Annotated in this window: 5 protein-coding genes (1 of these 5 cut by a window edge); 3 read left to right on the forward strand and 2 right to left on the reverse strand. The window is 76.5% G+C overall.

Going from position 1 to position 19,294, the window contains the following annotated elements; all coding sequences use genetic code 11:
- The 3 genes in view from IEZ04_RS05640 to IEZ04_RS05650 are tightly spaced (each overlapping or abutting the next) and all read left to right on the forward strand, a layout consistent with a single transcriptional unit that may run on beyond the window.
- Positions 1-15,613, forward strand: partial view of a lonely Cys domain-containing protein gene (locus tag IEZ04_RS05640; RefSeq protein ID WP_189215557.1) — the 3' end only. 31,829 nt of this gene lie to the left of the window's left edge; the window shows 15,613 of its 47,442 coding nt (coding positions 31,830-47,442); its start codon lies off the left edge, out of view; it ends in the stop codon at positions 15,611-15,613.
- Positions 15,610-16,251, forward strand: coding sequence for a type VII secretion system-associated protein (locus IEZ04_RS05645; protein ID WP_189215558.1), 642 nt, complete (start codon positions 15,610-15,612; stop codon positions 16,249-16,251). Before IEZ04_RS05640 ends, IEZ04_RS05645 begins: the two co-directional genes overlap by 4 nt.
- Entirely contained in the window at positions 16,248-17,027 is a 780-nt protein-coding gene (locus IEZ04_RS05650) for a type VII secretion system-associated protein (RefSeq protein ID WP_189215559.1), read from the forward strand. The genes IEZ04_RS05645 and IEZ04_RS05650 overlap by 4 nt, the downstream gene beginning before the upstream one ends.
- A gap of 409 nt (positions 17,028-17,436) precedes the next feature.
- Here IEZ04_RS05650 and IEZ04_RS05655 read toward each other — a convergent pair whose 3' ends face one another.
- Together IEZ04_RS05655 and IEZ04_RS05660 are read right to left on the reverse strand one after the other, a co-directional pair.
- Positions 17,437-17,802: an STAS domain-containing protein gene (locus tag IEZ04_RS05655; RefSeq protein ID WP_189215560.1), complete on the reverse strand. Its 366-nt coding sequence runs from the start codon at positions 17,800-17,802 to the stop codon at positions 17,437-17,439.
- Positions 17,803-17,808: 6 nt separating this feature from the next.
- Complete coding sequence (locus IEZ04_RS05660) at positions 17,809-19,239, reverse strand: PP2C family protein-serine/threonine phosphatase (protein WP_229820859.1); 1,431 nt, start codon at positions 19,237-19,239, stop codon at positions 17,809-17,811.
- Positions 19,240-19,294 lie beyond the last annotated feature (55 nt).

The following is a 19,294-nucleotide window of genomic DNA, read 5'->3' on the forward strand; positions in this document are numbered from 1 at the left end:
CGACGGCGCCGACTCGCGCCCCGCGCCCTGGGGCGAGAGGGCCTACGCGGTGTGGGCCGAGAGCGACCCCGCCGGCCTGCGCACCGCGGACGGCCGGGTGCTCGGCCCCGAGGACCTGGCCGCGACCCTGGCCGCCGACCCCGAGCTGGCCAAGCTGCCGCCGGACGTGCCGATCGTGCTGGTGGTGCCGGGAGCGGCGAACTTCCGCCACCTCGAGATGCTGAGGGCCCTCGCCCGCCGTACCGGCCGTACGGTGTGGGCGCCCAGCGGCGAGGCGCAGCTGCGGCGCACCAAGAAGGGCGACCACGTGCCCGTCCTCGTCGACCGCGGCCCCGGGCACGCGGTCGGCGCCTGGGTCCCGGTGCACCCGGACGCGGTGGGCGCGCCGCCGGTGAACCGCGCCTGGACGGCCCTGGACGGCACCGTGTTCCGCGACGACGACGTGGACAGCCGGCCGGTGGTCTCCGACCGGGACGAGCGGTTCGGCCGGATGTCGCACGCCGACGACGTGCGCGAGCGCGAGGAGCTGCTGCGCGGCTACGCGCACGCCACCCGCCTGGTGCGGCGCACCCCGTACCCCGGCGGGAGCAAACTGACGAGCGTCGAGCCGCGCGAGCCCGCCGAGGCGGCCGCCTACACCTTCGTCGCCCACGGCCTGCCCGGCGGACTCCAGCTCGCCCTGCGCGACGGACGGACGGTCTGGCTCTCCGGCGAGGACGGCGGACGCTACATCGGCGGCCTGCCCGAGGTGCGGGACCTGCCCCGGGACCACCGCATGGGCCTGGAGGTCTGCTGGTCCGCGTCCAGCGGCAACCCCGCGCGCATACAGCTCGACAACCGGATGGCGCCCACCCCGGACGACCCGCTCGAGGAGCTGTCGCTCGCCCAGCACACGGCCAACGCGAGCCGCCGCGTGGTCAACGGCTCCCTGATGAGCAGCGGCATCGGCGTCGGCGCCCGCGTCCTGTTCGACACCCCCGGCGGGCTGCCCGGGGTGCGCCTCGACTTCCACCCCGAGCCGACCGCCGCCGAACTGGACACCCACGCGGTCACCGCCGGACTGCACACCGGCACCGGCCCCGTACCCGATGCAACCCGCGCCACGACGCTGCGTCTGGTGCGCGCGCTGCGCCTGGTGTTCGGCGCCGAGGCCGAGGCCGACCCCGCCGGGTACGCGCGGCTGCTCAAGGGCATCGGCGCGCTGGAGACGCTCCGCGCCCAGGACCCGCAGCTGAGCCGCTACACGCCGTTCCGCATGGAGCTGTGGTCCGCGATCGCCCAGCGCGTCGCCGGCGGGCGCACTCCCGCCTCCGCCGACTACCGCACCGCCCTCGACCAAGCGGTACGGATGCTCTCCACCCCGCAGCGCGGCCCGCTCAGCGCCGGTATCGGCGACCCCCTCCTGCGCAACGCCCTCGCGCAGCTCGCCCAGCACGGCGAACCCCTGGTGCGCACGGTGCTGCGCCGGCCGCCGCAGGCGGGTGCGGTGGGCCCCAAGGAGACCGCGCAGGTCCTGTGGGCCCTGCACGCCGGGGCCCGCAAGCTGGCCGGCCTCGGCCCGGACGGCGAGGCCAGGGCCCGCCGCATCCTGCACCTGCCCGCCGACCAGCCGTGGACGCCGGCCGGACAGCGGCAGCTGTGGTTCCTCGCGGCGCACGCCGTCGTGGCCGACGTCGACGTCAACGACGACACCGCGCTGGCCGCACTGCACCTGACGACGCTCGGCGCGTTCGCCCCGCAGCACCACCTGGTCCGCGACGGAGGCCGGTTCACGGGCTTCAACTGGAGCGGCAACCCCGCGCCGGGCGGGCTCGACATGGAGGCGTTCACACGGCACATGCCCCAGTCCGACGGCGGCGTCGAGCACCGCAGGAGCGAGTACCCGTGGACGGTGCAGAAGCAGGAGGAGGCCGCGGTCTTCTGGGCCGACGCCCACCCCGACGGGCGGATCGTGCTCCGGCTGGCCGGACAGCCCGAGATCACCGTGTCCGACGAGGAGTTCCTCGCCCTGCTCGACATGGCGCCGCCGCTGCGCGCCGGCGCTCTCGAGGTGCCCGTCGCGCTGCTGGTCCCCCGGACCACGGGCCCGGGCCGCAACCTGCCCGCCGCGGTCGCCACCCGCACCTCCCGTCCTACCTGGGCCTTCACTGGCGTCCTGCATCCCGACCCGGCGCCCGCAGCCGACGGCGCCGCGCCCGCCCCGCTCCATCTGCTCGCGCCGCCCGACCCGGACACCGGGCAGCACGGCCGCTGGGGCCGCGCCATGCCGCCCGTCCCCACCCCGGTCATGCTCACCGAGCCGCTGGCCGACGAGGCGGGCGCGCCGACGCTGGTCTCCTCGCCGGCCCCCGCCTCCGCCCCCACGTCCACCGTGGCGCCCCGTCCGGCCGCGGACGCCACGGGCACCTTCCACCTCGGGCAGGCCGCCCCCGCGCACCGCGCGCCGACCACCAGCGCCGTGCGTCCCTTCGGCGCGCCCGCCCCGGCCGATCCGCCCGCGCGGCGCGTCCTCCGCTACCCCGCGCCCGAGCAGATCAACGCCACCCCGGTGAGCACCGACCCGTCGTCCGCCCTCGCCTCGCTCTCCCTGGGCGACGCCACGGCTCCCGCCGCCGACGAGGCCCCCTGGTCGGTGCCGTCCTGGCGCCCGGCCGGCACCCCCGGAACGGTCCGCTTCGCCGCCTTCTACCAGGACCGCGAGTGGCGGCGGCGCAGCGTCCAGCTGGAGTTCACCCTCGCCGGGCTGATGAGCACGCACTCCGGCATCACCGAGGCGGCCCGCACCGCGGCCTCCCGCCTGTACGCCGACCTGACGGAGCGTTACGGCGAGGAGCGCGCACAGCGTGCCTTCCTCGACCCCGGCATCCCGTACGAGAACCCCGCCCGGGCCCTGGACCGGCTGCTCACCCTGCCGCCCGGCGTCCTCGCCCTCGACGAGCTGATGGCCGCCTACGCCCGCGCCGCCCACGCGGGCCGCGAACTCCCCGCGGACCTCGCCGAGGCGCTGGCCCGACCCGTCGGCAACCGCGCCAAGTACGCGCCCGGCAGCGCCTACCGCGCCGTGCACGACAGCCGCGGCCTGCGCCGGGTCGGCGGCGAGCGCAACGTGGCGCTGCGCCTGCTCCAGACCTACGCCGCGCTGGGTGCCTCCCCGCTCGAACTGGCGGCCTTCCGCGGCGCCCTGATCTCCTGGCTGATCCCGGCCGACCTCGCCTCCCTGCACGAGATCCTGCTCGCCTCGCACCTCGCCGGGACCGCCCCGAACCACGCGCGGGAGCGGACGTCGGCGCTGCGCGACGGCGCGGGCCTGCACCTGTGGGCGGACGCGTCGGTGCGCGAGGCCCGCCTGCTGTCCCTGCTGCCGCCCGGCGATCCGCGCGCCCGCCACCTGATCCCGCCGCACCAGGCGCTCTACGAGGCCCGGATGCGGTACTCCTCGCGGATCACCCCGCAGCGCCTGTCCATCCCCGGCGACCTGCTGGACCTGGTGGACGGGGCGCTGCGCGACCCGTACGGCCTCGAGGGCGACCGCGGTCAGGCGATGTTCGACTGGCTGCACCGGAACGGCCGGCCCGGCATGCGGGCCCTGGCGGAGCTGGCCCCGGCGCACCTGACGGCCGTCTTCCTGTACAGCGCCAACGACTACCGCCTGATGAAGGCGTACCTGAACGGGCGGCGCCTGGGCGCCGGCTTCTCCCGCCACCTGGTGCGCGTCAACACCTGGGCGCTGATGCGCCGGGCGGCCGAGGCCAACGCGGTGAGCACGCTGCCCGTCACCCTGCGCCGCCTGGAGGGCGCCCACGAGCTGTACGACGACATGTTCGACGTCGCCGACGAGCTGGGCACGCGCAGCGAGAAGGTGGCGGAGCTGCGGCGCCGGGCGGACGTGTTCGCCGACCGGCTCCACGACGAGCTGCCTCTGCACGTCGACATGGCGACCGAGGCGCTGGAGGTGCTGCCGCCGGTCCAGCGGGACGTCTGGTGGGGCGACCGCGGCATGCCCGGGCCCCTGGACCGCCCGGAGCACGGACCGGTCTACGGCCGGGACTTCATCGACGTGCCGTTCGTGCGCAGCACCTCGCTCGACCGCGACCAGGCGTTCGGGTTCATGGCCCGCAACAAGCCCGGACCGCCGGACGCGCACCCCGGCATGGTGCACGTCCGCGGTTCCACGGCCCGCGAGGTCACCCCGTTCGTCGCCTACGTCTCGGAAGTGGAGGCGATCTACCCGCCGGGACAGCACTTCCGCGTGGACAGCCGTACCGTGGAGCCGCTCCGCAACGGCCCGGCCACCGGTTACGAGCACATCACCGTGCACGAGACGGCCTCGCCGTACGCGTCCCTGCCGCCGGTCCGGCTGCTGGGCGCCCCGGACGACCTGCTGCGGATCACCGAGCCGGCCCCGTCGGGTCCCTGGCCGTCACTGCCGGAGCTGCGGGAGATCCGCGGCGAGGACGGCGCCCTGATCGGTGTGGCGTCCTTCGACGACGCCGACTGGGCGGTGCGCGAGCCGGACTACCGGCGGCTGGCCGAGAACAACGGCTTCGTCGCCTGGGAGCGGGACGCCGACGGGCGCCCGGTGGCCTCCCACCACAGCAGGCCCGGCGACGCCGGCACCACCTTCCACTTCGCCTCGCACGGCGGCGCCACGGGGCTGGCCCTGCACACCGAGGACGGCGGCGTCCGCCACGACGACGGGACCTCCACCGGCCTGGCGCTGCGCCCCCTGCTCGGCCCGCGCTTCCGCAGCGTCACCGTCCTGGCCTGCGGTCCGGCCGGTGCCGTCGCCGACCGGGCCGCCGCGCGGGCGCGGGCCCGGCGGCTCGCCGACGCCACCGGGCTGCCGGTGCACCTGCCGGTGGGCCGGACCGCGGTCTCCGACGGGGTGCCGCACCTGCTGGAGGACGCCGAGGGACGACCCACCGAGTGGGTGACCGAGTACCCGGGAGGCCGGGCACCCTCGGCGGAGGCGGCCCCGTCGCCCGCGCCCCGGGCCGTCCCGGCGGTCCGCTACCCGGACGCCGGACAGGTCAACGCCGACGACCCCATGGACGTCGACGACAAGAGCGAGGAGGGGGAGACCTCCGATTCGGACTCCGACTCCGACGAGGAGATGGGATCGGACTCCGGCGGCGGGACCGGCCCCGGAACGGCCGACCCCGGTACGACCGGCCCCGGCGGGATCCAGTTCGTCTTCGAGAACGGCTTCGGTACGACCCACGCCTCCGGCGAAGCCAGTGAGGAGAGCGACTCCGACTCCGACTCCCGCTCCGAGGTCTCCGAACACTCCTACGCCCCGGAGGACCTCAGCGGCTCCGAGGACGACTCCGACTCCGAGGACGGCCCCGGCGCCCGGGAGCAGCGCCCGCCGAACCTCGCGTCCTGGCGGATCACCGGAGCGCCCGGCAGCCCCCGCTTCACCGCCCTGTACCCGAACCCGCAGTGGCGGCAGCTCAGCCTGAACTTCGAGTTCGCCCTCGCCCAGCTCCTCGGCGCCCGTCCCGAGGTCCAGCAGGTCGTCCGGGAGACCCTGGGCCGTGCCCACCGCTTCCTCACCGAGCGCCACGGTGAGGAGGCCGCCACCCGGACCCTCTTCCCCACCCCGGACGACCAGGGGACGCAGCCCGGCGACCGGCTCGCCCGCCTGCTCGGCCCCGACGCCCGGCCGACCCTGTCCGAGCTGTTCCTCGCCTACGCCAACGCGGTCTTCGCCGCCCCCCAGTCGCCCGCCACGGTCGCCCGGACCCTGCCCGGCACCATCCGCGGCACGGGGCAGCCCCTGCGGTCGCTGCCACCGGCCGTGGGGCATGCCTGGCACCAGTACGACAGCCACGGCTTCCGCAGGGTCGCCGGTCCCGACGGGCCGGCCCTGTGGCTGCTGCAGGGCGCGCTGGAGACGGGCGCCACCCCGGCCGAGGCCGCGATGCTGCGTACGGCGCTGATCGCATGGGCGGTGCCCGCGGGCGTCCACTCCCTGCACGAGGTCCTGCGCGCCTCGCACCTGCTGGGCATGGGCGGTCCCGAGGAGCGCCGCGCCGCCGCCCTGGACGCCTCCCGGCTGCACAGCTGGGCGCGCGAACACCTGGTCCCCTGGCACCTGATCCCGCCCACCCCCGCGGGCGCCGCCCTGCGGGAGCGGCTGAGGGCCCCGCACGAGGTGCTGTACAGCCACTACAACCGCTTCCCGGCGGCCGTGACGGGTGAGCTGAACCTCCCCGACGACCTCGTGAGGATGGTGCGGGACATGCTCGCGCCGGGCAGCACCGGCATGGACCAGAACGACGAGCGCCTCGTCATCGGCCGCGAGTGGCTGACGCGGTACGGGGACGCGGGCCGCGAGGCACTGCTCCGCCTGTCGCCCGGTCACCTGACGGCGCTGCACGTCTACACCTTCCACGACTACCAGCTGATGAAGGCGTACCTGAAGGGCGAGCGGCTGGGCCGGGGCATGAGCCGCTGGATGGTGCGCCGGATGGTCTGGAGCCTCGCCAGGCGCGGTAAGTACGACCGGATCCCGCTGATCATGCGCATCCAGCCGAACTTCCCGGCGATCTTCACGGGGGTGCAGCAGGCGGTCGGGAGCGGCGACCGGGCGCAGCTCCTGCGGGCGCGCCGCCACCTCGACGCCGTCGCCCGCGGCGTGCACGCCCAGCTGCCGGGCCACATCGACATGACCTCGGAGGCGCTGGAACTCCTCCCGCCCGTCAACCGCACCGTGTACTGGGGCGACCGGGCCGTGCCCGGCACCCTGCGCCGCCCCTCCGAGTCCTCCGCGCTCTACGGCGGCCGGCGGATCACCATGCCGTTCTTCCGCAGCACCGCCCTGGAGCGCAGCAGCGCCCTGGACTTCGCGCTGCACCGCGGCTCGCCGCCGCGCGGCATGCACCCGCAGCTCACCGAGGTCGCGAACTCCCAGGCGCGGGAGATCGCCATGTTCTCCTCGTGGCCCAAGGAGGCGGAGGCCCTCTACCCGCCCGGGGTGGTCTTCGACCGCGTACGCCGCTCGATACTCCACTACGGCAGGGACCGCCGGCCCTTCGCCCTCCTGAGGGTCACCGAGACCCCCGGCGCCCCCATGCCGGCGACCGCCCCCCTGCCGGCGCCGGACGCCGGTCCCGACGGCCTCGGCGTGCTCTACGCCCACCCGCGCTGGTGGTCGCTGGCCGCGGAGTACGAGCACGCCCTCGGCCGGACCCTGGCCCAGGAGGACGCCGTCGTCGACGCCGCCCGCGACGCCGTACGCGCCCTGTACGCCTACCTCTCGGACCACCTCGGCCCCGACGCCGCGGTCTCCGCGTTCCCCGACTCCGGCTCCGACTCCGACTCCGAATCGCTCCCGGACGCCGACGCCGACCCCGCCCAGCGGATGGCCGACCTGCTGGACCACGACGAGCTCGACACCCTCCTCGAGGCCTTCACCGAGGCCGCCTACGGGCCGCTGGACCAGCCCGGCCGGCAGTCCCTGCGCCGCCTGTGGCACGAGCACCCGGAGCTCAACACCCGCGGGCTCACCACCACCGTGGCCCCCTCCGAGCCGCACGCGCCGGAGGGCAGCTGGTACCGCGACCGCCACGACCGGCTCGGCCACCCCGTCCGGGACGGCCGCGCCACCCGCTTCGAGTGGCTGCTGCGGGCCTACGCCGCCCTGCCCGGCACCGACCCCGACCGGCTCCTGGAGCTGCGTACCGCACTGCTGGCCGAACGACTGTTCGACGGCAGCCACTCGCTGGCCGAACTGCTGGAGGCCGCGCAGGCGGCCGGGGTCCGCGACACCGGCGAACCACGCCCCGCCGACACCGGCGCGGCGGAGCTGTACGCCTGGGCCGACGCCGTGTTCGCGCCCCGCGTCCGGCTCGCCTCGGACCCGACCCTGCGGGAGGTGCTCGGCGACGACCCGAACCTGCCCGAGCAGCTGATCCTGCCCCACCAGCGGCTCTACCGGCAGCACACCGCCTGGCTCACTCCCTGGATCACCGCAGGCGCCGCCGAACCGGCCGCGATCACCTCGCTCGCCGGACTGGACGGCGAGACCTGGAGCGCCGCCGACCTGGAGACGCTGCCGTGGCCCGGCGGCCCCTCCGCCCGCGAGCGGCGCGCCGCGCTGCGCGCCTGGCTGCTGCGGCACGAGAGCCCGGCCCTGCTGCGCAACCTGACGGCGGCGCACGTACCCGCGCTGTACCTGGCGAGCGGACCCGACGGGGCCCTGGCCGAGGCCGCCCGGGGCACCGGCCCCGACGCCGCCGCGCGGTTCCGCCAGGTCCTCGCCGCACGAGCCGCCGCCCTCGTCGGCCGGGGCGCGAAGGACCCGGCGTACCCGCTGGTGCTGCTCCGCGACAACCTGCTGCGCTCGCTGGCCCGCCAGGCGGCCCGGGTGCCCGCGGGACCCTCCCGTGCCACCGCTCTGCAGTCCCTGGCCCAGCGGGCCGGGCAGCGGGCCGCCGAACTCGCCGACGGCGCCCGTGCCGAGCTGCTCGCGATGGCGCGCATGGCGCACGAGGCGCTGGAACTGCTGCCGCCGGTGGACAGCACCGTCTACCACGTGGGCCTGGAGTCCGGCACCCCCGAGCAGGTCGCCACCCCTCGGCCGGGCACCGTCCACGACCGCCCGGCCCTGCACACCGTCCACACCTCACGGGAGCACGCCGTCCGCGTGATCGCGGCGGGGACCCTCCCGGAGGGCCGCCGCCCGGTGCTCTACGAGGTGCGCGGCTCCACCGCGCGGGACATCGCGCCGTTCTCCCGCCTCCCCGGAGCGCGCTATGCGCTCTACCCGCGCCCGGCGCGCTTCACGGAGGTCTCCCGCGAGCTGCGCCACGACGCAACCACCGGCCGCGTCTACACCCACGTCCTGCTCCAGGAGGCCCCCGACCAGGACGCCGCCGCCTGGGAGCGGGAGATCCTCGCCCGCCCGGTCGTCGCCCCCGACGGCACCTGGTCCGGGCTGACCGCCTACACCGCCCAGGAGTGGTCCGAGCGCCGCCGCGGCCTCGCCACCCTGCCGGTCCTGGACTACTTCAAGTACTACGACACCGCCTCCGAGGAGTGGGAGCCGGAGCGGGTCCCGGTGCCCTGGGACAACGGCGCCGTGTTCTTCGCCGTCCCCAGCGACGGCCGCCTGGTGCGCGCCGGCTCCCCGTACGGCTCCCGGCTGATCACCGGCGGGCAGGCGGGCACCTACCTGCGGCGGCTGCTCACCGGCCCCCGCGAGGCCGCCACCGTCGTCGTGTTCGGCCCCCCGGCCGCCGCCGGGCCGCTGTCGCGCACCCTGGCCGACGCCTCCGGCCACGAGGTCGCCGCGGCCACCACGACCAACGAGACCTACGACCGCGGCCAGGCAGGCGGCGTCCCGCACGGGCTCCAGCTCGACCAGGTCCCCGGACAACCGCGCCCCCGCTGGCTGATCAGCGCGCCCACCACGCCGTCCGGCCGCGCGGAGGACACCGGTTCCCCGGCCGACCTGCTCTCCTCGCTCCACGCCGACCCCCGCTGGGACGCGGCGAGCCGCGCCTACGAGCGGACCCTCGGCCTGGCGCTGGCCGCCGACCCGGCGGTCCTGGACACCGCGCGCGCCGCGGTGCGCGCCGTCCACCGCCACCAGCAGCGGCACGGGACGGCCGACCCCTCCCGCGCCGCCGCCGTGCTGTTCCCCGAGTCCGCCATGCCCTCGGACCCGCTCGCCGCCCTGGAGAGGCTCCTCGACCCCGCCACGGACGTGACGCTGTCGCGCCTGATGGGCATGTACGCCCGCGGCACCGGCCTGACCGACTGGTTCGCCACGGACCGGCCGCGGGAGCGGGACGAGGACGGCAACCACCGCCGCGACCACCGCGACCGCGGGCTGCCGCTCGGCGACGGTCCCGCGCACACCGCGCAGAAGGCCCTGACGCGGTACCGCATGCTGCCCGGCACCCGCCGTGAGGACTCCGCCGCCTTCCGCGAGGCGGTCCTCGGCTGGCTGCTGCCCACCGGCCGCCACTCGCTGACCGAGATCCTCCTGGCCTCGCACGCCGCGGGCCTCGGCGACGCCGCCGAACGCGCCGTCGTCCTCGGCGACGCCGCCCACCTGTACGCCTGGGCGGAGCGCACCCTGCGCCCCGCCGGCCGCCCCGGTGCCCAGGACCCGGCCGCGCTGCGCCCGCCGCACCGCGCCCTGTACGCCACCGACACGGCCCGGATCGGCGCGGAGGCCACCGGCACCTGGATGCTGCCCGAGGGCCTCGCCGGCGCGATCCGGCGCGGCGAGCGCATCCTCGCCGCCGACCCGGACGCCGACCCCGACGGCCTGCTGGAGCGGGAACAGGCGCTCCTGGAACGCCTGCGCCGGCACGGCGGCTCCGCCCTGGACGGCCTCGACGAGTCCCACCTGACCGCGCTGTACCTGCTCGGCGGCCCCGACGCCGCCCTGCTCGGCGGTGTCCCGGTGGTCCCGGCGGCCCGCGCCGCCCTGACCGCCGCGCTGGAGGGCCGCGGCGACTTCCCGGTGCTGCTGATGGAGGTGCCGGAGTTCCGCAGCCTCGTCGGAGAGGCCCGCGCCCTGCCCGCCGCCGACCGCGCCGCCCGCCTCGCCACGTCGGCGGTCCTCCTCGCCGACGTCGTCGCCCGCTCCGCCGACCTCCTGCGCACCCGCGCCGACCAGCACACCGCCGCCGCCCTGGAGGCGCTGTCCCTGCTGCCGCCGGTGGACACCGCCGTGTGGTGGGGGAGCTGGCTGCCCGGCGAGGCGCCCGCCTCCCAGGAGGCCGCCGACGCGCTGCCCGGCGTGGTCACCGCGGCCCGGCTGCACCCCGTACGGCTGAGCCCGTCCGCGGCTCTGCGGGCGCTGGCCGACGCCTCCCGCGACGGACACCACCCGGTGCTCTACGAGGTGGAGCGCTCCTCGGCGCGCGACATCAGCCCCTACGCGGCGAACCCGGAGGAGCGGCGGGCGGCGCACGCCGCGCCCGCCGAGTTCGACGTGACCGCCCGCGTCCCGCGCACCGACCCCGACACCGGCCTGCGCTACACGCTGGTACGCCTCGCCGAGCGCCCCGCCGCGCTCCCTGAGGCCCCGGCACAGCGCACCGCCGCTCCGCACTACCCCGAGCCCGACTACTGGAACAACCCCTGGGCGGGGCAGCGCACCGTCACGTCCCCCTCCGAGATCACCACCCAGGAGATCCGCACCGCCGACGGACGGCTGGTCGGCCGCGCCTCCTTCACGGCCGCCGACTGGTCGCTGCGCGCGCCCTTCTACTCCGGGCTGCGGGACACCGCCGGCTACACCGAGTGGAGCCGGGGCCCCGGCGGCATCCGGGTCGCCCGGCAGCGCGCCCTGCCCGCCACCGGCTCCGGCGGCACCTTCTTCTGGACCTCGCACGGCGGCACCGACGGCTTCACCGTCGCCGGTCCGGACGGCCTGCCGTCCGGCGCGACGGGGGACACGGTCGGCCGGCTCCTCGGCACCGGTCCGCGCGATGCGGGCTTCACCAGCGTCACCGTCGTGGTCTGCGAACCCGTCCGCGGCGACGGCGGACCGGCCGACCCGGCCGACACCGCGCGCCGCGTCCAGGGCATCGCCGACGCCACGGGTCTCGACGTGTTCGTCAACACCGGCCGGGTCGCCGTCACCCCGATGCGCCGCCCGGACGGCAGCCCGGCCGCCGCCGTCCACCTGCTGGAGAACGCCGACGGCACCCCCAACGGCTGGCTGCGCGTCAGCCCCGCCTTCCGCGCCGCGCCCCCGCTCCCGGCACCCCCCTTCGAGCGCGTCGCCCCGGCCGGCCCCACCGGGCAGGCGGTGCTGCCCGGCAACCCCTGGTCGGTGTCCCGCTGGCGGATCCCCGGCGAGCCCGACAGCCTCCGCTTCGGCCCGCTCTATGCCCGGCGCGACTGGCGCACCCTCAGCTACCAGTACGAGGTGAACCTCGCCCGGCACATCGCCGCCCGGCCGCAGACCCGCGCCGTCCTCGTCGACGCCGTCAGCCGGCTCCACGCGCGCCTCGCCGCCCAGCACGGCCCGCACGGCGCCGACCTGGCCCTCGGCCTCGCCGCCCCCGGACAGCCCGCCGCGGCGGGCCAGGCCGGGCCGAGCCCCGCCCTGGCCCGGTTCCTGGAGCAGCAGCCCACCGTCGGCCAGCTGATGCAGGCGTTCAGCTCAGCCGCCTACGGCCCCGCGCCCACCAGCCTGCGCAACTCCGAGCCCGGCCGGATCGGCTCCCCGCACCCGCCGCACCCGCGCGGCCACCGCCAGGGCGCGTACCGCCTGGCCCACGACGACCGCGGCTTCCGCTACGTCGGCGGCACCGTGGGCCCGGCCCTGTGGCTGCTCCAGGCGTACCGGGCGACCGGCGCCGACGCCCAGCGCATGGTCGCGTTCCGCTCCGCCGTGCTGGCCTGGTCGGTGCTCACCGACAACCAGTCACTCGCCGAGGTGCTGCGCGCCTCCCACCTCGCCGGCGTCGGCACCGACGAGGAGCGTGTCGCGCTCACCCGCGACGGCGCCCGGCTCCACCTCTGGGCCCGCCGCAGCCTGGCCCCCGACCTGCCGCTGCCCCTGCCGCACCACGCGGCCTACGACGCCACCACCCGCTTCCGCTCCTCGTACGACCTGGAGATCCCCGGGGACATCGCCACCGCGCTGAACGCGGCCCTGACCGGCACCAAGGTGCCCGAGAAGTCCGAGGAGCTGACCGAGCGTGCCGAGGCCGCCCGGAAGTGGCTGGAGCGGTTCGGAAAGGCGGGCCGCCGCGCCGTCACCTCGCTGGCGCCGGGCCACCTCACGGCCCTGTTCCGCTACACCGGCTCCGACCACAAGCTGTTCAAGACCTTCGTCACCGCGAGCCGCCTCGGTCCGGCGGGCGTCCGCTGGCTGATGCGCCACCAGGTGTGGACCCTGGCCCTGGAGGACGCCCGGGCCGACCACCACTCCCGGCCCGAACTGCTGCTCGGCGACGACGAGCTGGGCGACGTCATCTCCGACCTCACCGACCTCTTGGGCACCAGCGAGAACTCCGACTCCGACTCCGAGGACCTGCCCGACGCCGGCGAGGGCCCCGACCCGGAGGACCTGGCCGAGCTGCGGCGCCGGACGGACCGGATCGCCGACCGGATCTCCGACGCGCTGGCGCTGCACGTCGACATGGCGACCGAGGCGCTGGAGATGCTGCCGCCGGTGGCCGCCCCCGTGTGGTGGGGCGGCTGGCTGCCCGGCCCCGTCGACGCGCCGGGCCCCTCCCCGCTGCTGCACGACGGCACGCTGTTCGTCACCCGCTTCCGCAGCACCACCGAGCGCCTGGACCTGGCGCTGGGCTTCGTCCGCGACGACGCCGAGCTCGAGGAGGACCGCCACCCGGTCCTCGGCCACCTGCCCCGGTCGACCGCCCCACTGGTCACGCCGTTCTCGATGTGGCTCACCGAGGAGGAGGTCCTCTACCCGCCGGGCCGCGCCCACACCGTGGTCGCCCGCCAGGTCCGCGAGGACGCCAACATCAGCGAGCCGTACGCCGTCCTCACCGTCGCGGAGCTGCCGCCGTACCCGCCGCGCGCCTACCACAACGCCGAGGACGTCGAGGAGGCCGCGGCCGGTGACGGCACCGCGTCGGCTCCCGCCCGTCCCACCGCGCCCGATCCGGAGCCGCCGGCCCCGCGCGGGACGCTGCGGCGCACCGACGACGGCGGAGCCGACCTCGACGGCACCCGGTACGACCTGCGCCCCGTGCCCGCCGCGCCCGGCCGCACCGCCGAGACCGCACTTCTGGCCGCCCTCGGCGACCGCGAGCCGCTGACCTCGCTCCTCCCCGAGGCGGAGCCCGGCCGCAGTGCCGCCTTCCGCACCTGGCTGGCGGGCGCCCTCGACGACGAGCACCTCACCGACGAGGAGGTGCCGCCGCTCGACCCGTCGGCCATGGTGCCGCTGTCCCTGCTGGAGAGCGCGGGCCACTCGCTGACCGGCTCCCAGCGGACGCAGGGCGCCCTGCTCGGCGACGTGCTGCCGGTCGCCGACCTGGACGCCGGACCCGGCGTACGGCTGCGGCTCCTGCTCGCCGACCCCTCCCTGGGCGGCGCGGACACCGAGCCGACGCTGCCCGTGCTGCTCGCCGCCGCCCTGCGCGCCCTCGGCGTGCCGGCCGCCGTGGCGCAGGCGGACGGCACGGTCACCCGCCTCGGACCCGACGCGGAGGACCCCGCCGTACTCCTCGTCCACGACGGCGACCAGTGGCTCGCCGGAACGTCCGTGACGGCCGTGACGGATTCCGCCGCCGCGGCACCCGCCCCCGGCCGCCACGCGGCGGACCGGTCGCAGCGCATCGCGCGGGCGATCGACGACGCGCCCCCGGCGGTCCGCCGCCGACTGCGGGAGCTGGCGACCGCCCCCGCCCCGGACGAGGCGCCGGCGTGGATCCGCGGCCGGATCCACTACCTGGAGCAGGCGGAACTCTTCGAGCAGCGCCTCGGCGACCACCTCGCGGACCGGCCCGAGATCAACGACCAGATCGCCGTCATGGCGGCCGAGCTGTTCCGGCGCGCGGACGCCGCGGGCCGCTGGCGCGAGCTGGGCTCCGACGACCCCACCGTCGACGGCGTGGTCGGCGTGGACCGCGACCGGATCGAGGCGGTCGTCGCCTCCGGCAACCTGCGCGAGCGCATGGGCCTGCTCTGGGTCGGCGAGCGGACCACCTCCGACCTGCTGGGCGTCTCCAACCTCAACCCGCCGCAGATCGAGGCCGAGCGCGCGGACCGGCCGCACCACGCCGACCTGGACGCGTACGAGGCCCTGACCGCGCTCGGCACCGCCCTGTCCCCCGCCGACCGCGACCGGCTCACCCGCCTCGAACGCGCCCTGCGCGTACCGCTGGCCCCCGAGCAGGTCCGGCCGCCGCTGAGCGCCGCCGAGCGCGCGCTGATGCCGGACGGCGTCCTGCCCTGGATCCCGGGCGTGTCCCGCTACGACATCGCCATGAGCACCACGCTCCCGACCGCCGCCCACGCCACCGGCGGCCTGGTGCGGGCCGGCACCTCCGGCACCACGCACCGGCTGCTGCGCAACGCCGCGCACATGCGCGAGCAGTGGGGCCTGGACATCGACCTGGGGCTGGTGCGGCTCGCGCTGATGGCGGAGATGCTGCCCGTCCGCCACCACTCGCTGCACGAGATCATGCGGGCCTCGCAGATGGTCCTGGACGACCTGCGGGCCCGCGGGATCGCGGAGTCGCCCGACCTCGACTACGCGGACAACTGGGGCCGTTACTGGCGCATCGCCCCACTCACCGAGGAGGAACTGCGCACCCACGTCGCCGTCGACGGCCTGTTCCCCGACGAGCACGCCCGCGCCGAGATGGACCGGCCGGCAGGCGGCCCGCTGCCGGGCGGACCGGGCCGCACCCCGGACCCGGACGAGGCCGCCTGGCTCGACGCCCACCGGCACACCATGGACGACGTCCTCGACCTGCTGACGGCGCTCGGTCCCGCCGCCGTCCCCGACGACGCCGGGGACGACCGGGACACCGGCGGGCGGCTGCGGCGGCTCGTCGAGGACTGGTTCCGGGACCGGGGCCTCGTACCCTCCCTGGACCCCGACCGGAACATCCGGCGGATACTGGACGACCACCCCCGACATCTCCCGAGGAACCCATGAACGACACCGCAGCAGCCGACGCCACCGGGGCCGGGCCCGGCCCCGGTGAGGACACCGCGCCACCGGTCCCGGAGGAGCTGAGGGAGGCGGCCCGGCTCGCCCCCGACCACTGGCTGGGCATGGTGGACCCGACGTGGACCGGGACGGGAGAGCCGCCGAACTGGGCGGTGGTCGGCCAGTGGCGCTCCGGCCCGGACGGCGAGATCGCGGAGTGGCGGCCCAACGAGGAGTACCGCCCCTCCCCGCAGGCGCTGGACTGGCCCGCTCCCACCGACCCCGTCGACGAGGCGGTGCAGCTCGCCGCCACCGGCTACGGCCCCGGCGACGCGGTGCCGCGCACCCTGGCCGCCGCCGAGGTCGCGATGCTCCTCGGCCCCGGTGGGACGCCCCTGTCGGCCGTCTCCCCGGACGGCGAGCCGGTGGTCCCGGTCTTCACCTCGCCCGTCCACCTCCACGCCGCCGGCCGCTTCGGCTACGAACTGCTGCCCGCGCTGGACGTCCTGGACCGGCTCCCGGAGGGCCACACGCTGTACCTCAACCCCTCGGGACCGGTCAGCATGACGGTCGACACCGACGCGCTGCGCCGCGCGGCCGAGGAGACCTCGACCGAGCCCGCCGAAGGCGGTGACCAGGCATGACGACGCCCCCGGACACCCCCGGAACCCCTGACCCGTCCGGCACCCCGGCCCTCGTCCCGCGCGGCCACCCCGCCTTCCGGGAGCCCCCGCAGGAGTACGTGGACGCCGCCCGGCTCGCCCCCGACCACTGGCTCTCGGTGATCGACCGGCACTGGGACGGCGCCGCCGGCGAGGCACCGCCGGTCTGGGCGATGCTGGGACGCTGGCGCAGCGACGCCCACGGCGAGATCGTCGAGTGGGAGGAGAACCCCCTCTACCGGCCCTCGCCCGACGCCTACGGCTGGGACCCGCCGGTCAGCCCGGCGGACGCCGCGGTGCGCCTGGTCGCCACCGGCTACGACTCCGAGGAACTGCTCGCGCTGGCCCTCGCCGACGCCGAACTGGCGGTCTGCGTCGACGCCGGGGGCGCCCTGGCGGTGACGGAGGCGCCCGACGGCACGCCCGCCGTCCCCGTCTTCTCCACCGCTCCCGGGCTGGACCAGGAGCGGCTGCCGCCGCACGAGCTGATGGCGGTGCCCGCCCTCCTCGACCGGCTGCCCGAGGACCGGGAGGTGCTGTTCCTCAGTTCCTCCGCCCCGGTGGGCCAGCTCCTGACCGCCGACGCCCTGCGCGCGGGCCTGGACGCCGTCCGGCGCTACGGTGAGCCGGACCCCGGGGCCGTTCCCGGTGCCGGACTCCGGCCCGCCGACCTCGACGACCTGCGCGCGACGGAGTCGGCCCGGAGGCTGCCCGGACTGTTTCCGGACACGGGAGCGGACGGACCGACCTCGGCGTGACACCGGGCCGGTGAGCCCGGGGCACGCGACCCCCGAGCGGACCTCAAGCGGAGAACGCCCCGTTCCGATCCACCCGGAGCGGGGCACCGGCGCTCCTGGGAGTCGGCCCGACCGGGCTCGTCCTCGCGCTGGCCGCACACGCGTGGCCGTACTGCACAGCCGCCCGGCTGTACCTCGCCGCCCGGGGCCGGCTTCCCTGGCGGCTCCAGCACTTCCTCGACGACGCCCACCGCCTGGGGATCCTTCGCCAGGTCGGCCCCGTCCACCGATTCCGCCACGCCCGACTGCAGGAACGCCCGGCCCGTGCCGTCGACGTGCCGGGCCCGCGTCTGTCCGCCTCGGACCCCGCTTCCCGGCCTGTGACGGACTCGGTGCGCTGACCGTTCCCGCCGCGCGGACCCGCGCGGCCTCAGCCGGAGGCGCCCCCGCCCGAGTAGGCCAGCGCCTCCGCCAGCGTCGCGTGCACCGGCAGCAGCGCGTCGACGCCGGTGAGGGAGAGCATGCGGGTCAGGCGGCCGGGGACGGCGGCGAGGACGAGCGTGCCGCCCGCCTCCCGGGCGGCGTGCCAGATGCCTATCAGCACGCTCAGGCCGGTGGAGTCGAAGTAGTCGACCTGCGCGAGGTCCAGGATCAGACGCGGAGTGCCTGTCTCGATGAGCTCCAGGGCGTCCGCGCGCAGGACGGGCGCCGTGTGCAGGTCCACGTCTCCGATGAGGGTGGCGACGGCGAGGTCCGGGCCGGGGCGCCGGACGCTCAGGCGAAGTGTGTCGGTCACGTCGAACTACTCCTGGCCGAGGTGCTCGGGACTTGCGGTGGTACGGGCGGTGGCGCTGACGCCGGTCTTCGGCGCGGTCGTCGGGCCGGGGACCGACAGGGCGAGCAGGGCGACGTCGTCACCGGCCTGGTCGGGCAGCGAGGCGAGCAGGGTGATGGTGTCCTCCACCAGGGCCGAGGCGGTCGGGATGCCGTCGCGTCGCTCCAGGAAACCGGTCAGCCCCTCGTCACCGAGCATGGCGCCCTCGGCGGTGCGGGCCTCGGTCAGTCCGTCGGTGTAGAGGAAGAGGGTCTCACCACGGTCCAGGGTCAGGACGGTCCGGGCGAAGCGGGCCTGCCGGAAGGCGCCCACGAGCATGCCGCCCTGCAGCTGTACGGGCCGTGCCGACACCGTGCCGCTGTCGTCGGTTCCCAGGTGGTACGCCGGGGGGTGGCCGCCGGCGGCCAACGTGACGGTGAAACCTTCCTTCTCGCGCGGCTCCAGGACGCCGTAGACGGTGGTGCAGTAGCGGCTGCCCGCGGTGACGTCGGTGAGCAGTTCCGCGTTGAGGGCGCCCAGGACGGTCACCGGGTCGGGGTCGACACGGGCGGCGGCGCGCAGGGTGTGGCGGGCCAGGGCGGTGACGGTCGCCGCCTCGGGGCCCTTGCCGCACACGTCGCCCATGAAGAACGCCCACCGTTCGCCGTCCAGGGGGAAGACGTCGTAGAAGTCGCCGCCGACCTCGTGGGCGGAGGCGGTGCGGTAGTGGCAGGCCAGTTCGAGCCCGGGGACGGCCGGGAGCGCCGGGGGGAGCAGGGTGCGCTGCAGGGTGGAGGCGAAAGCGGCGATGGACGCCCGGTCCTTCTCCGCCCTCTCCCGCGCCTCCCGCTCGGCGCGCAGGGTCCGCAGCGCGGACAGGCGCAGTTCCAGCTGGTCCATCACGAGCGCGGCGAGGTCGACGAGCGTGGCGGTGTCGTCCTCGGTGATGACGCGGGGCCTGGTGTCGAGGACGTTGACGGTGCCCAGCCGGTGACCGTCGCCGGTGGTGATCGGCGCGGCGGCGTAGAACCGTATCCCCAACTCGCCCGTGACCAGGGGATGGTGCGCGGCGACGGGGTCGAGGAGGGTGTCGGGGATCACCAGCGCGCCGTCACGCCGGACGGCCGAGGCGCACAGCCCCGGGACCCGGTCGACCTCCTCGATCCCTTTCAGTCCCTCCAGACCGTGCGCGGCCTTGAACCGGACGCGGTCGGTGTCCACGATCGTGACCGTGGCCGCGGGGGCGTCGAGCAGCCGGGCGGCCAACGCGGCCACCCGGTCGAACGCGCCGTCCGGCGGCGTGTCGAGGATGTCGTAACGCCGCACCGCCGCGATCCGCTCCCGCTCCGCCCGGTCGTCCGGTTCCGCCCGGCGGCGCCGGGCGGCCGGAGGGCCGGCCGCCGATGCGTGCTGGGTCAACGGATCCCCCTCTCTCCGCGCCGGAGCGCCGTCCGCCGACCGGAACGGGAGGGCC

Source organism: Streptomyces ruber, assembly GCF_014648075.1.
In the GTDB taxonomy this organism is placed as follows: domain Bacteria; phylum Actinomycetota; class Actinomycetes; order Streptomycetales; family Streptomycetaceae; genus Streptomyces; species Streptomyces ruber.